A 15,233-nucleotide genomic window follows, 5' to 3' on the forward strand; every position below is an offset into this window, starting at 1 on the left:
AGTGATGATTGTGGACTTAAAGATGAATGGCAAAACGGCGCTTGTGGCAGCAAGCAGCAAAGGACTAGGCAATGCGATTGCAAAAGCCCTTGCGAAAGAAGGGGCAAATGTCATGTTGTCCGGGAGACACGAAGCGGACTTGAAAAAAGCTGCGGAAGAGCTGAATGGACTTGGCGGCGGATCTATCTCATATCAAGTATGCGATCTTGCAGATGCTGACGGGATCAAAGCGCTCGTTCAAAAGACCGCTGATACATTTGGAACGATCGATATGCTCGTCAACAATGTCGGAGGACCGAAAGGCGGCAGCCTGCTCGATCTGACAGACGCTGACTGGACTTCTTCATTTGAATTGCATCTGCTCAGCTATGTCCGTTTAATCCGCGAAGCTTTTCCATATCTAAAAAAGGATGGAGGCCGCATTGTTAATATCGCTTCTTCATCAGTCAAGCAACCGATTCCGGGGTTGCTGCTTTCCAACACGTTTCGAATGGGAATCGTCGGTCTGACAAAATCCATTGCGGAAGAGTTGGCCGAACACCGCATTTTGATCAACACGCTCGCCCCTGGGAGAATCGCGACAGATCGCGTGGCAGAGCTTGACCGGCTCAAAGCCGAGAAAACAGGCCTTTCCGAGCAGCAGGTGAAGGAAAGCTATGAGAAAGAGATTCCGCTCGGCTCCTACGGAAAACCTGACGACTTTGCACAATATGCAAGCTTTCTTTTATCAGAATGCAATACATATATGACTGGACAGACTCTGCTGATAGATGGCGGAATGGTAAAAGCAATTTAAGGGGGATGACATCATGAAAAAAACGATCGGATTTATCGGACTCGGTGTAATGGGAAACAGCATGGCCTCGCATATTTTAGCTGCAGGCTATCCCGTCAGCGTCTATACGAGAACAAAACAGAAAGCGGACAGCCTTGTGGAAAAAGGGGCGGAATGGAAATCATCCGTCAAAGCACTGGCGCAGTCGTCTGATGTGATCATCACAATGGTCGGCTACCCAAAAGACGTTGAAGAAGTTTACTTTGGAAGCGAAGGCATTATTGAAAATGCCAAAACAGGTTCTTACCTCATCGATATGACGACTTCCAAGCCTTCTCTCGCCAAACAAATCGAGGCTGCTGCAAAAGAGAGAGGACTTTACGGTTTAGATGCTCCGGTTTCAGGCGGGGACGTCGGCGCGAGAAACGGCACGCTCGCCATTATGGTCGGAGGAGAACGGAAAGCCTTTGATGAATGCTACCCGATCTTTTCGATCATGGGTGAAAACATTCAATATCAGGGGCCGGCCGGAAGCGGCCAGCATACGAAAATGTGCAACCAGATTGCGATTGCTGCAGGTATGATCGGTGTCGCAGAAGCGATGGCCTACGCCAAAAAATCCGGACTCGATCCCGACAATGTGTTAAAAAGCATTACGACCGGCGCTGCGGGAAGCTGGTCCCTCTCAAATCTCGCGCCTAGAATGCTGAAAGGCGACTTTGAACCGGGCTTTTACGTCAAACACTTTGTTAAAGACATGGGCATCGCGCTAGAAGAAGCGGAGTTGATGGGCGAGAAAATGCCGGGGCTCGAGCTTGCGAAAAGCCTTTACGACACCCTTGTGGAAAAAGGCGAAGAAAACAGCGGCACCCAAAGTGTGTACAAGCTTTGGACAGAATATAAATAACGAAAAAAACCACTTGCTCAATGCAAGTGGTTTTTTGCTGGTTCTTATTTTCCGATGAACTGCTGAGTCCAGTAGTTGCCGTCTTTCACATATCCAACACCGATATGCGTGAAGTTAGGGTTCATAATGTTTTTTCTGTGACCTTCACTGTTCATCCAAGCTTTGACAACTTCCTGAGGCGTTTTTTGGCCTTTCGCGATGTTTTCTCCGGCAGTGCGGTATGTGATGCCGAATTTCTTCATCATGTCAAATGGAGAACCGTAAGTCGGGCTGTTGTGATCAAAGTAATTGTTATCTTTCATATCTTGAGATTTCGTGCGGGCAACCTTGCTCAGTTTTTCATCCAAAGTAAGAGGTTTTAGCCCTTGTTTCTTTCTTTCCGCATTCGTCAGCTCAACAACTTCTTTTTCATACGCGCTTACAGAAGAAGATGAAGGCGCTGTATTTTGCTTTTGCTGTGAAGTCTGCTCTTTTGAAGCCGCAGGCTTTGAAGCTTCCTGTTTTTGAGTCTGCGTGCTTTCAGGCTTTGAAGCTTTAGGTGCAGAAGACTTCGGTGCAGAAGCTTTAGGCTGTTGAGTGGCTTGTTTCTTATAAGAATGAAGCAGGGACTGAATTTTTTCCTGGTCAGCTTTAGAAAGCTGGTTCATGTTTTGGATATTCAGTTTGCCTGCGAGATCAGTTACATTTATGGAATGAACGGTTTTGACTTGTACTTGCTGCTGCTCTTTAGCGTCAGCGTGTTGAACGCCGCTGAATGTGAAGAGCGTTGCTGCAGCTGCTGCTGATAAAAGAAAAGCTTTTTTCATAAACAGTAATCCTCCTAAATGTTGTAGTTGTTGTTGTTTCGTACACTAGAATCATAACACGGCTTTTTTGAAATAATAGATCCATATATTCCCTTTGACAAGGTATTATTGTTAATTTTGACATAAAAAAAGAAAAATCCTTTGCTGCCAATATGCAACCAGATCGCTCTTTTACGCGTCTTGTCATAAACGTGGTAAAATTTAAATGTGTTAGCTAAATTTTAATATAAAAAGAGATTGACAGCTTTTTTAAAAACTTTAGATTGTAACAACCATTACAAAAGTGTTACAATATATCTCAGTTAATTAATGTAAAAATTGAATATTGTGAGAGGAGAGAGAGTTTCAGTGACAGAATCTCAACATGATCCGGCTGAAATCAAAAAGAGCAGGCGTTCGCGTTTATGGCGGATCAACCTGTACTTCTTTGCGGTGTTCACTTTGTTCGCTGCGCTGATTGTCAAGCTGGGCCTCGTGCAAATCGTCAATGGAGAAGCGTATGAGCAGGAAGCTTCGAAAACCGAGGCGAAAATTGCGTCATACCCGGCGCCGCGGGGTAAAATGTATGACAGATACGGGCGGGTGGTTGTCGACAACCAAAGCGTTCCCGCGATCACATATACGATGATGACAAGCACAAAAACGGAGGAAAAAATCAGCACAGCCAAAAAACTCGCAGAATTGATCGATATCGATACTTCGTTTCTGAAAGAAAGAGATTTGAAAGATTACTGGCTTGCCAGACATCCGAAAAAAGCTGCTGCACTTCTGAAAGACGGCGAGAAAACCCTCAAGTCTGATCAAACATACAAGCTGCAGGTTGACCGAGTTCCGGCAGAAGAGATCAAAGCGCTGGAAAAGGACAAAGACGAGCTTAAAGTCGCCGCGATTTTCAGAAGGTTTTCAGGCGGCTATGCGTATGAGCCGCAGATCGTCAAAGCGATGAGCCCGAAAACCGAGGGGAAAAACGATGCGCAGCTCCTTGATGAGAAGGCTTCAAAACAGATGCCGGCCAACGATTTAACGTATGAGGAAGTCTCACGCGTTTCCGAGCATCTTGAAGAGCTTCCCGGCGTTGACGTCATCATGGACTGGACCAGGAAATATCCTTATGAAAAAACGCTCTACTCCATTTTCGGAGGCGTCACAACGCCTGAGCAAGGGCTTATCAAGGACCGGGAAGACTTCTACCTGACAAGGGGATATGCCCGGAATGACAGAGTGGGAAAAAGCTATCTCGAGTATCAATATGAAGAATATTTAAATCCGAAAAAAGCGAAAGTGCAATATACAGAAAACCGCTCAGGCAAGGTCATCAGCCAGGAAACGGTTGATGAAGGAAGACGCGGCTACGATCTGCAGCTGACATTCGACATGGAGCTCCAAAAGAAAGTCGAAGAAGCTATCGAAGAGGAGCTTAATAAATTCCGCGGCTCAAACTACATGCTGGACAGAGCGTTCGTCGTCATGATGGACCCGAATAACGGAGATATCCTGTCCATGGCCGGAAAGCGAATCATCGACGGCAAAATCACCGACTATTCAATCGGCGCGTTTACGACCCAGTACGAAATGGGATCGGCAGTTAAAGGTGCGACCGTGCTGGCCGGCTATCAGGACGGTATGCCACATGGGCAGAGTTATTTTGATAATGGAAAATTGACATTTGCAGGTCCTGTTGAGAAAGGCTCTTACACAACCTCTATAGGTTGGGCTAATGAGGTTAGAGCACTGGAAAAAAGTTCAAACGTTTATATGTTTTATGTAGCGATGAGAATGGCAGGGATCACATATAAACCGGGCGGCCCCCTTCCTGCAAACCTCGAAGATTTAAATAAAATGAGGTATTATTTCAATCAATTTGGCCTTGGGGTAAAAACAGGCATCGACTTGCCGCAGGAGTCGGCTGGAATGCAGACAAACCCAAAGATTGTCGGGGGACTCCTGCTCGATGAAGCGATCGGCCAGTTTGACACGTATACGCCTTTGCAGCTCGCTCAATATGTTTCAACGATTGCCAACGGCGGATACAGGTTACAGCCGAGAGTCGTGAAAAGCATTCATCAGCCTGAAAGTGAAAAACTCGGTTCAGTCATTGAAGAGCGCTCTGCCAACGTTTTGAATCGTATCAACAATTCCCAAAGCGACATCGCCATCGTCAAGCAAGGATTTAAACGAGTAACCCAGACGGGAACGGCCGCGGGAACATTCGGTTCGCTTGACGTATCAGGCAAAACTGGAACGGCACAGACGCACTACTACGGCACAAACCGAAACTGGTGGGGGAAAGAGACTTATAATATCACTTTTGCCGGCTATTATCCGTCGGAAAATCCGCAGGTCGCCTTCAGCGTTGTCGTCCCGTCTGTTGACGACAAAACGAAGATGAACAAAAACATCGCCGCCAAAATCGTCAAAGCCTATGTCGATCTGCAAAAAAAATACAGCAAGGATTAGACAAAAAAGAACACGGATTTTTTCCGGGTTCTTTTTTTGTTATCAAAATTTGACGAATGCTAGAAGTTTTGAAGGAGATTTCTCGCATTTTAGCGAATCCTTTTAAGCAAAATAGTTTTAATGAATGCTGGTCATGAATAGGGTATAAAGGAGGGATATGATGGAACAAAAAACAAAACGTTTTGAGCAATATAAGCCACATATGAATTTACAGGCAGTCCTGTCAGCTAACGGCCGTTTTATATACATATCTGCAAATTGCAAAGAACTCTTAAGCTACCAGCAGAATGAACTGATCGGTACGTATTTGAAGGACTATTTACACGAAGACGATCTTTTTCTGGTAGAAAGCTATTTTTACAATGAGCATCATTTGCTGCCTTGCACCTTCAGATTTGTGAAAAAAGACTACACGATGATCTGGATCGAAGCATCGATCGATTTCGTCACGACCCATGTTGGAGAAAAAGAACGCGAGATTGTACTCAAAATGAAAGTGTTTGAAGACCGTCCCTCTAAGAAAAGCAGCTCCATAAAAGAGGAAGACACACCGGAAGAAGCTGCCAGGCTGCCGGCAAAAGAGGAATTCGAAGCCTTGGTGGAAGGCTTGCCAAACCCTCTGTGCATCAGCGTTCAAGGGGAAATAGTCTACGTCAATGACGCCATGGTCAACCTGCTCGGAGCCGAGCACAAACGGCAAATTATCGGAAAGTATTCCTACGATTTTATCGACAAAGAGTACCATGACATCGTCAAAAACCGTATCAAGCGGATGCAGCAGGGACTTGATGTCGGAATGATCGAGCAAACTTGGCATAAGCTCGACGGCACGCAGATTCACCTCGAAGTCAAGGCGGCACCGACCATTTATCAAAAACAGAAAGCGGAGCTGCTCCTGCTCATTGACATTTCATCGAGGAAGAAATTTCAGACCATTTTGCAAAAAAGCAGGGAGCGCTATCAGCTCTTGATTCAAAACTCAATCGATACGATAGCCGTTATTCATAAAGGTAGATGGGTCTTTATGAATGAATCAGGCATTCGTCTGTTTGAAGCAAAGACGTATGAGGATTTAATCGGCAAAGATATTTATGAACATCTGCATCCGTGCGATCACGAAGATGTCAAAGCGAGGCTGGAACGGATTACAGACCGAAAATCCGAATCTGAAATCATAAAGCAGACGTGGTATACATTTGAAAAAAGGCTCATCTATACAGAAATGGTTTGCATCCCTACGACATTTTTCGGGGAAACGGCCGTTCAGGTGATTTTAAGGGATATTTCTGAACGCAAGCAGACCGAAGAGCTGATGGTCCGTTCGGAAAAACTGTCGATCGCCGGACAGCTTGCAGCCGGGATCGCCCACGAAATCCGCAATCCGCTCACCGCGATCAAAGGGTTTTTACAGCTGATGAAGCCCACGATGGAAGAAAATGAACATTATTTTAATATTATCTTTTCCGAATTAAGCAGAATCGAACTGATCTTGAGCGAGCTTCTCATGCTGGCAAAGCCGCAGCAAAACGCATTGAAAGAAAAGCTAGATCTGATCAGGCTGATCCGCGAAGTGACGGCCCTTTTAGAAACGCAGGCCAACTTAAACGGCATTTTGATCAATACGATCCTCCCGGACAATATCTATATTAAAGGGGATCAAAATCAATTAAAGCAAGTGTTTATCAACCTGATCAAAAACGCCGTCGAATCCATGCCGAACGGCGGTACGGTCCATTTGACCGTCAGAGAAACCGAAGATTCGGTCATCGTCGAGGTGGAGGACGAAGGAGAAGGAATACCTGAACATGTCATGAAGCGAATCGGCGAGCCGTTTTTGACGACGAAGGAAAAAGGAACAGGCCTCGGTTTGATGGTCACCTTCAATATCATCGAAAATCACAACGGAACAATCGAAGTCGACAGCAAAGCAGAAAAAGGCACGACATTTAAGATTTCATTTCCAAAATAAAAAACAACGGCGTAAAAGCCGTTGTTTACGTAGTCTGTATCGATTGCCTCTTATTGAAAACAAAGGACTCCAGCCGGTCAAGACCTTCCCTTAGCGTATCAGGAGAATATGCGTAAGAGATCCTCACATAGCCTTCCCCGTATTCAGAAAACGAGCTGCCCGGCACGATCGCAAGCCCCTCTTCCTCAAGAAGCGACATGCAGAAATCAAAGGAAGACATTCCAAACGATTTGATGGACGGGAAAATGTAGAATGCTCCCGACGGTTTAATCACATCGAGGCCCATTGTCACAAGTCTGTCGTACACGTAGTCAAGCCGTTTTTTATATTGCTCGCGCATGATCAGCGCATCATCAAACCCGTTGGTGACGGCTTCCAGAGCTGCTTTTTGAGAGATCGATGAAGCGCATGATACGTTGTATTGATGGACTTTTAAAATATGTTTGGCGATTTCCTTCGGCGCGAACAAAAATCCGATTCTCCAGCCTGTCATGCTGTGGGATTTGGAAAGTCCGCCGATGACGATCGTCTGGTCCCTTAACACAGACGCGATGGAGTGGTGCGGTCTGTCAAAAGTGAGTTCGCTGTATATTTCATCCGAAAGCACAAAGACGTTTCGACCTTTTAAAAGGGAGGCGATGTCCTTCAGCTCTTCTTCGGACAGCGTCATTCCCGTCGGATTTGACGGATAAGGAAGAACAACACATTTTGTCTTCGGCGTCAGCGCTTCCTCGATCAATTTTGCTGTCAGCTTAAAGCCGTGAGACGTGGTGTCAATGATCAATGGAGACGCTCCGCACATTTTGATGATCGGCTCGTATCCGGGGTATACCGGCCCCGGAAGAATGACTTCATCGCCAGGTGATAAAATCGTGCGGAATGCCGAATCGATGGCCTGGCTGGCTCCGGTCGTCACAATGATCTCGCTTTCCGCTTCATAATTTAAATCGGCTTTTTTCTTCATATAAAGCTGTACAGCCTGCCTCAGTTCGGGATATCCGGCGTTGTGAGTGTAAGATGTTTGATTCTCATCTATCGCTTTTTTGGCGGCCTGTTTGACATGGTGGGGGGTGAAGAAATCAGGCTGGCCGATTGTTAAAGAGATTACGTTTTCGTACTGGGATACGAGGTTTGAGAACTTGCGGATCCCTGAGATTTCGATTTCTTTTACATTTGGATTAAGCAAATGTTCCATTTAGCATCACCTTAAAAATGTTATGGTTTATCTTATTTTACCATCATCAGACCAATTGTCATCTTTTAATCAATCAATTTTATAAAAACTCGTAACAAGTATATGCAAAACAATGCAAGGTATGCGGACATGCGGATGGCAGCAGATAGAAAAATAAGACAATCAAACGATTGTCTTACGTTATATTTCGTTTAGTAGCCGTAATCGAAGTCAACATCTTCTTTCCACGAAATATATATTTGTTCTTCACTGTCTGAAGCATCCTTGAGCATTTCTGTGTAAACAGCACGGCTGACCCCTTCTAAAATGGTCATTTCATGATTTTTAATCGTTACAATTGTTCCCATCATAAACACCTTTCCTGAAAAATCCTTGACCATTGTAACACGATAAATGTCAAAGTCAATGAAAAACTTGTGAGCCGTACATTAATTTAACTTTAAAAAAACGTGATACGTATTGATAATATTCAGCGAATCTTAGTAGTATATAGAAGTCAAGATGTTAGGAGGAAAAGCACATTGGAATTGGAATTAGACAAACACGAAACTGCTCCTGAAAGGAGCGAGTATGCCGGAATCGGCGCGCGTTTTGTAGCTTCCCTGCTCGACGGATTGATTCTCGGGATTCCCGCATATATTTTCACGTACGTTTTAACAGCGGCGTTGATGTTGGGAAATTCGGATATCATGCTCATGATGGAGACTGATCCCGAGTATTTGAGCGATCAGGAAATCTTTACGTTTATCATCAGCATGTTCAAAACCATAGCGATCGTTGGAAGTATTACTTTTATTGTTTATTTTCTTTATTACACGCTGATGGAATCATCCAAATGGCAAGGGACGCTCGGCAAGAAAATCATGAACGTTCAGGTGGCGAAAGCAGAAGGCGGAAGAATCTCTTTCGGCCGTGCGGCCGGAAGGTTTCTGGCCAAAAGCTTTCTTTCTCCGATTTTATTGGTCGGCTACATTATGGCCTTTTTCACAGAAAGGCGCCAGGCGCTTCATGATATGTTGGCAGGAACCATTGTCGTAAAAAAATAACGGGTAAAAGACAGCACGCTTTCAGCATGAATGCGTGCTGTCTTGTTCAGGAAAATGTTTCACGGCAGGAATAAAAATAAGGAGGCATCAATCCAGATGGATACTCAGCCGGAACGTGAACAAGCTGTAAAGCGGGCGCAAAGAACGGGAATCAAGCTCTTTTTGACGTTGCCGATTCTATCTTGGGCGTTATACGATTTTGCAAACACGATTTTTTCATCAAACATTGTGACGATCTTTTTTCCTTTTTATTTGCAGGAGGCAGTCGGCGAAAACGCCAGCATGAATCAGGTGGCAAGCACTTTTATCTCCTATTCGAACGCAGCCGCAAGCTTCCTGCTCGTCATTTTCACGCCTTTATTCGGGGTGTTGATTGACCGGACGGGCAGAAAGAAAAAATACATCGGTCTGTTTACGATGATTTGTGTTTTGTGCACCATCTTAATGGGGGTTTTTGCGGGCGCTTCGTTTCAGAAGGACATATACGGGCTTCCGTTATCTTTGATCCTTGTTGTTGTCATGTTTGTGACCGCAAAGTTTTTCTATCATTCAAGCTTGGTGTTTTATGATACGATTTTGGCTGATTTGGGTACAAAAGAAGAAATTCCTCTCTTATCAGGATTCGGGATTGCGATCGGATATATCGGTACTTTGGCCGGCTTAACGGTTTACCTTCTGGTCGGGAACCAGGATTTTCACCGTGCTTTCATCCCGTCGGCTCTCTTGTTTTTACTTTTTTCACTTCCGTATTTGCTCTTCACGAAAGAGAAAAGAAAACCGGAACCGAAAGAAAAAAAATCGTTTTTCAGCGGATACAGGGAAATCGTGCAGACGTTCAAGGACATTCGCCTGTACAAACCGGTCTTCTTGTTCATGATCGCCTACTTTTTCCTGAATGATGCGCTTGCTACAGCAATAGCCATGATGGCGGTTTATTCAAAAACGGTCATCGGTTTTACGACCGGTCAATTTGTATTACTTTACCTTGTTTCAACGGTCTCAAGCATCATCGGTTCATTTTTGCTCGGCTTTGTAACAAAAAAGATCGGCGCTAAACACGCAGTCAGTCTTGTCGCCGCCATTATGATCACCGCTTTGACGATTGGAGCATGCACGACGTCAACAGTCTTGTTTTGGATTGCGGGAAGCCTTTTCGGTATCTCGCTTGGAGGCACATGGGTCGCATCAAGGACACTGATTATCGAACTGACGCCCGAGCATAAAAGAGGCGAATTTTTCGGATTGTTTGCTTTGTCGGGGAAAATCTCTTCCATTTTCGGTCCGGTCCTGTACGGATCGATTACTTTGCTGTTCAGGGATTTAGGGAACATGGCCAGCAGAATGGCTTTCGGATCTTTAGTGTTATTGGCAGCGATCGGCCTGATCATTCATCAAAATGTTAAGGCAAAAGCTTAACCCAGAGCATCAACTTTTAACAAAAGACGCCGATATAAAAAGTAAACACAAAGTAGGATAGAGAGGGATATCAGTGTCTTCAAACCAACAGGAAATTTTATTAAGTTCGGGAACCAATGAATTAGAAATCGTGAAGTTCGAAGTTGGTCTCAACATTTTCGGCATAAATGTCATGAAAGTCAGAGAAATCATTCAGCCGGTTGACATTACGAAAGTGCCTCATTCGCACAAGCATATGGAGGGCATGATCACATTGCGCGGGGAAATTCTTCCCGTCATTGATTTATTCTCTTTCTTCGGCGTCGAACACGGTGAGGACGAGCATCAAGAAAAATACATTGTGACGGAATTCAACAAGCGGAAAATCGTCTTTCACACTGGATCGGTTTCGCAGATTCACCGGGTGTCGTGGGAAGAAATCGAGAAGCCGACCGCTTTAAATCAAGGAATGGACCGTCACCTTACCGGCATCATTAAGCTCGACGGCACAATGATTTTCCTGCCTGATTACGAAAAAATCATTTTTGATCTTGAGTCTGAGTCAGGTACGGACCCTTATCAAATGAAAGATGAAAAATTTGATCAGAGACGGACTGACAAAAAGCTGATGATTGTCGAAGACTCTCCGCTCCTCTTGCGGCTTTTGGTGGAAAAGCTGAATGAAGCAGGGTATAACAACATCGTGTCTTTTGAAAACGGAAAAGAGGCTTACGAACATGTGCTTCAATTGATGGAAGACGGCACAGCCCTTCACGAAAAAGTCGATCTCATGATCACGGATATTGAAATGCCGCAGATGGATGGACACCGGCTCACAAAGCTGTTAAAAGATAACCCGCTGAGTTCGGAGCTGCCGATCTTGATTTTCTCTTCTTTGATTACAGACGATCTTCGCCATAAAGGGGAACAAGTCGGAGCTGACGAACAAATCAGCAAGCCAGAGCTCAACGAACTGATCGAAAAGCTTGATAAATATATTTTCAAGAACTAAAAAAAGCCTCTTTTTGAGGCTTTTTTTATTAAAAATAGCTTTCGCCAAGCTTCTTGAAGACGGGCTTTGAGGCAGGGCGCTTCCGGTTTGTGACGAGCGGTTTTTCCTTAATTCCCGTGTAGTTTTGAAGAAGCTGTTTCGCTATATTCAAGGACATATGAGCTTTAGGGTTCCGATACGAATGATTTAATGTACCTAAGTGTGGAAGGCTTGCGAAGTCTTCTTTTGTTGGAGGCATGTGAAAAAAGTAGTCTCCGAGAGAAATCAGCACATCTGACTGCTGCTGGCTGAATCTTGGATTTTTCGAAAAGTGAAGGCCTACCTTTTTACCCTTTCCTTCATTAAGCAGCTTTTGCAAAGCTTTCTTTTTCAGAAGATACAGGTATTTGGGATTAGTCGCGGTTTTTGCATGGCGATTAACTGTATAAATCGCTTTTGAAAGGTTTTCAACTGTCGGTTTTAATTCTTTCGTATGATTATGGTCGTCCATTTTTTCTCTCCTATCCATTCGTTTCTAGATCACCTCCTAAAGTTGCAAGGCTTATGTCTAAATTATACGAAATAGAACAGAAAATGCAAATATCTCATAGAAAAAACGCGCGATTTTTTAAGGAATCGCGCGTTTTCATCTTTATAAAACAGAGTTCATTTTTGCTTTTGTATTTTTTTGTCTCTTCAGCGCCGCTTGAACGTCGATTTCCGCGTTCTCGGCGCTTAATTTAGGCAGGACGATAAAATAGTACATCGCCGCCAGCAGAATAATTCCCGCCAAACCGTAATATATATAATCCACATCGGCGATGATTCCCGGGAATAAAACAGCGATCACGCCAAGCGCTGAGGATTGCGCCATCATTGTCAGCGGATCGGTCCACCCGCTGACTCTTCCCATCAGCCTTGGGTGGACGATTTTGGGAATCCAGCCGCCAAGCGCTGTGTTGATCGGTCCGATGCATATCCCGGCAAGAAACGCAGCCGAGTAATATACGGGCAATTGATCTGTAAAGCCAAGCAAAATGATAAAGGCACCCGCAATAAAAATCGGGACTGACATCATGTATGCCGGCTTCACTTTTTTTTCAAGCAGAGCGGCGACGGCAATCCCTGTCAAAAGTCCGATACCCAGTACGATTGTAAAGAGGGATGTGTGCCACTCATAACTGTCAGGGGACAGCTCATACTTCATTTTAAACATCGGCAGAACCGAAAGTCCCCCGCTGACAAGTCCGAAGATAAAATATCCGAATACGAGAGAGGCAAGCAATTTATTTTTTAATATATAAACGATGCCTTCCTTAAAATCGTGCATCGAATCTTTGACGGTCATGTTTTTCCAGCCTTTTTGCCCGTTCGGCTGCCGCGCTTCTAGCGGAATATCGCAGGAACGGATTAAAAAGCCGGATACGATAAAGCTCACAAAATCAAGAGCGATAGCACCATGCAGGCCGATCGTCTTGTACATAAAAGCTCCAATTCCTACGCCGAACAATAGAAACAGGCTGAAAAGCATCTGGTTCAGTCCGGCTGCCTTTGCATACTGATCCTTTCTTAAAATGGCCTGGACCAAACTTGCTTCGGCCGGGTAGAAAAATTTTGTAACCGCGCTTCTGATAAATAGAACTAAAAACACAAGCGGTATGATCTGAAGATACAGTACAAAGAAAAGAACGACAGTCAATCCCGCTCTGATCCAATCACAGTTTTCCGCGACTTTCTTGCGGTCAAAACGGTCAGCGACCACCCCGACGATAAAGAATACAAAAACCGTCGGCAAGGAATACATCAGCTCGGCGATTGTCGTGTAGGCCGGCTGGCTGCTGAACCGGTCGAGCAAGAAAAAAGCGAAAGCCATGTTTCCGACTGTCGTTCCCATTTGAGAAGCGAAAGCTGCGAAAAAAAGTCGGACGAAATTACGATTTTTAAAAAGATCCATATATACGCTCCTTACCCTAAAGGTCCCATTATATCTTAATACAAGATGTTGTATTGTTCAAATTGCATTTGTCTGGAAATGTACTGGTCTAAGGTGTAATGGACACTCGGGTTCCGTTGGGTACGATAGAAGCAAGTTCCAGAACATCCTGATTGTGCATGCGGATACATCCCCTTGAAACAGCTTTGCCAATTGACGCCGGGTTATTCGTGCCATGGATGCCGTAGTGCTGTTTTGAGAGGCTCAGCCAGTAGGCGCCGAACGGGCCGCCCGGATTTGGCTGCCGGTTGACAATGACAAATTCGCCTCTCGGCGTCTGTGTGAGGATTTTTCCGACGGCAATCGGATATGTTTTTACAAGTCTGTTTTGCTCATATAATCTGAGCGTTCTCCCGCTGAGAGACACGACAATCCGGTAAGGGATTGTGTCCGGGTTTCTAATGCCGGGAATGATAATCGATTGGCCTGCGGACACTTGGCCGCCGTTTAAGCCCGGATTCGCCTGCAGCAAAGCCTGCCGGGTCATTCTGAAATCGGCGGCGATGCTTTCCAGAGTTTCTCCAGATTTTACTTGGTACATCAGCAATAATCAGCACATCTCCTTTTCAAAACGAAAAGAGAGCCTTTTCCGCTGCTAATATATAGACGGAAAGAGGCTGGGGAAGTTTCGTTTTTTTAATGAGGATTGGATGAAATGAGCGGGAATGCTTTTACTTAATGTATGCAGATGCCTTTCATTTTGAGCCAAAAGGCCGGTTAAGGATTAAGTGGATTCAAGCTGGAACACGGTGATTTCAGGCTTTGACAAAAAGCGGAGCGGCAGCCTGGTCGTGCCGATTCCTCGATTGACATAGATTTTCATTCCAGCTGTTTCATACATCCCTTCCGTATAAATTTCTCCGTACGGAGGCGTGATTAAAGGACCAAATACGGGAATCTGAATTTGTCCGCCGTGGGTGTGTCCGGATATTTGCAAATTGACGGGGGATTGTTTTACCGTTAAAGCAGCGTCTGGCTCATGGACGAGCAAAATCGAGAAGGCTTTTTTACTCAGTTTTGACAGGATGCCTTCATAGTCGGGGCTGCCGAGCATCAAATCATCGAGTGACGCGATCTCTATTACGCTTCCGTCTATCAATTCAAGCTTCATGAAGTCGTTTCGCAGCACCTGAAAACCGGCCGATGCCATGAGCGTCTGATAGACTTTTGTTCCATAGCCGCCGTGATCATGGTTTCCGAATATGGCAAGCTTTCCATAGGGGGCTGAAAGCTTTTTTAAGGCGTTGACAGCATGCTCGTGTTCCCGGTAGCGATGCGGTTTATCTATTAAATCCCCGCTGAATACGATAAGGTCCGGGGAAAGGGCGTTCACTTGGCTGACAACATTTGAAAGCTCGTCTGCTGTAAAGTATTCGCTTAAGTGGGTGTCGCTGAACTGAACGATCCGAAACTGGTCAAACCCTTTAGGAATGAGACGATGCCGAATGGGAATCAAGTTTGTTTCAAGCATGTGCGGCTCGAGATAGCGCGCATAGCCCAAGCCGCCGGCAGCGGTAAAGAGCCCTGCTGCAGCAAGGCCTAAGAAGCCTTTTAAAAATTGTCTTCTGGACGGATTTTTCATAAGCAACCAACCTTTAATAGAATCTCTACATTATATCATCCAGAAAAGCCATTTTAGGACAGTCCGCGTGTTTTGTTAATTTTTTTTAACTTATATGATAAACTATGAATTGAATGA

At 44.9% G+C, this 15,233-nt stretch carries 14 protein-coding genes; 7 read left to right on the forward strand and 7 right to left on the reverse strand.

Annotated elements, in window-relative coordinates; genetic code table 11:
- Positions 1-10: 10 nt before the first annotated feature.
- Both MHH76_RS07915 and MHH76_RS07920 read left to right on the forward strand, forming a co-directional pair.
- Complete coding sequence (locus MHH76_RS07915) at positions 11-796, forward strand: SDR family oxidoreductase (RefSeq protein ID WP_023857294.1); 786 nt, start codon at positions 11-13, stop codon at positions 794-796.
- A gap of 13 nt (positions 797-809) precedes the next feature.
- Positions 810-1,682, forward strand: coding sequence for an NAD(P)-dependent oxidoreductase (locus MHH76_RS07920; protein WP_043054302.1), 873 nt, complete (start codon positions 810-812; stop codon positions 1,680-1,682).
- A gap of 44 nt (positions 1,683-1,726) precedes the next feature.
- Here MHH76_RS07920 and MHH76_RS07925 read toward each other — a convergent pair whose 3' ends face one another.
- Positions 1,727-2,488, reverse strand: a complete 762-nt coding sequence (locus tag MHH76_RS07925) for a CAP domain-containing protein (protein WP_020451183.1) — start codon at positions 2,486-2,488, stop codon at positions 1,727-1,729.
- Between the two features lie 348 nt (positions 2,489-2,836).
- Here MHH76_RS07925 and MHH76_RS07930 point away from each other — a divergent pair, with 348 nt between their 5' ends.
- Both MHH76_RS07930 and MHH76_RS07935 read left to right on the forward strand, forming a co-directional pair.
- On the forward strand, positions 2,837-4,945 hold the full coding sequence (locus tag MHH76_RS07930) for a penicillin-binding protein 2 (RefSeq protein ID WP_043054303.1): 2,109 nt from the start codon (positions 2,837-2,839) through the stop codon (positions 4,943-4,945).
- 160 nt (positions 4,946-5,105) lie between these two features.
- A complete protein-coding gene (locus tag MHH76_RS07935) occupies positions 5,106-6,914 on the forward strand; it encodes a PAS domain-containing protein (RefSeq protein WP_043054304.1) in 1,809 nt (602 codons plus the stop codon).
- A 25-nt stretch (positions 6,915-6,939) separates the two neighbouring features.
- Here the strand turns inward: MHH76_RS07935 and MHH76_RS07940 are convergent, their stop codons facing one another.
- Both MHH76_RS07940 and MHH76_RS07945 read right to left on the reverse strand, forming a co-directional pair.
- The gene (locus MHH76_RS07940) at positions 6,940-8,109 is read right to left on the reverse strand and encodes an aminotransferase A (RefSeq protein ID WP_020451186.1); all 1,170 of its coding nucleotides are present in this window, start codon (positions 8,107-8,109) and stop codon (positions 6,940-6,942) included.
- Between the two features lie 191 nt (positions 8,110-8,300).
- The gene (locus tag MHH76_RS07945; protein WP_020451187.1) at positions 8,301-8,456 is read right to left on the reverse strand and encodes a hypothetical protein; all 156 of its coding nucleotides are present in this window, start codon (positions 8,454-8,456) and stop codon (positions 8,301-8,303) included.
- 174 nt (positions 8,457-8,630) lie between these two features.
- On the opposite strand from MHH76_RS07945, the gene MHH76_RS07950 reads away from it, so the two are divergent.
- From MHH76_RS07950 to MHH76_RS07960, 3 genes are all read left to right on the forward strand, one after another.
- Positions 8,631-9,155 (forward strand): RDD family protein, encoded by a 525-nt coding sequence (locus MHH76_RS07950; RefSeq protein WP_020451188.1) that lies wholly within the window; start codon positions 8,631-8,633, stop codon positions 9,153-9,155.
- A gap of 96 nt (positions 9,156-9,251) precedes the next feature.
- Positions 9,252-10,571, forward strand: a complete 1,320-nt coding sequence (locus MHH76_RS07955) for an MFS transporter (protein WP_020451189.1) — start codon at positions 9,252-9,254, stop codon at positions 10,569-10,571.
- Positions 10,572-10,644: 73 nt separating this feature from the next.
- The gene (locus tag MHH76_RS07960; RefSeq protein ID WP_020451190.1) at positions 10,645-11,562 is read left to right on the forward strand and encodes a chemotaxis protein; all 918 of its coding nucleotides are present in this window, start codon (positions 10,645-10,647) and stop codon (positions 11,560-11,562) included.
- 28 nt (positions 11,563-11,590) lie between these two features.
- On the opposite strand, the gene MHH76_RS07965 is transcribed toward MHH76_RS07960, so the two are convergent.
- The 4 genes from MHH76_RS07965 to MHH76_RS07980 all read right to left on the reverse strand — a co-directional run bounded on the left by MHH76_RS07965 (position 11,591) and on the right by MHH76_RS07980 (position 15,116).
- A complete protein-coding gene (locus MHH76_RS07965) occupies positions 11,591-12,052 on the reverse strand; it encodes a YkyB family protein (protein ID WP_020451191.1) in 462 nt (153 codons plus the stop codon).
- A gap of 141 nt (positions 12,053-12,193) precedes the next feature.
- Positions 12,194-13,495, reverse strand: coding sequence for an MFS transporter (locus tag MHH76_RS07970; RefSeq protein WP_020451192.1), 1,302 nt, complete (start codon positions 13,493-13,495; stop codon positions 12,194-12,196).
- 88 nt (positions 13,496-13,583) lie between these two features.
- A complete protein-coding gene (locus MHH76_RS07975; protein ID WP_020451193.1) occupies positions 13,584-14,081 on the reverse strand; it encodes a L,D-transpeptidase family protein in 498 nt (165 codons plus the stop codon).
- A gap of 177 nt (positions 14,082-14,258) precedes the next feature.
- The gene (locus MHH76_RS07980; protein ID WP_268441287.1) at positions 14,259-15,116 is read right to left on the reverse strand and encodes a metallophosphoesterase; all 858 of its coding nucleotides are present in this window, start codon (positions 15,114-15,116) and stop codon (positions 14,259-14,261) included.
- Between the last annotated feature and the right edge of the window lie 117 nt (positions 15,117-15,233).

The sequence above is a fragment of the Bacillus sp. FSL L8-0193 genome (genome assembly GCF_037976065.1).
Lineage (GTDB): Bacteria > Bacillota > Bacilli > Bacillales > Bacillaceae > Bacillus > Bacillus paralicheniformis.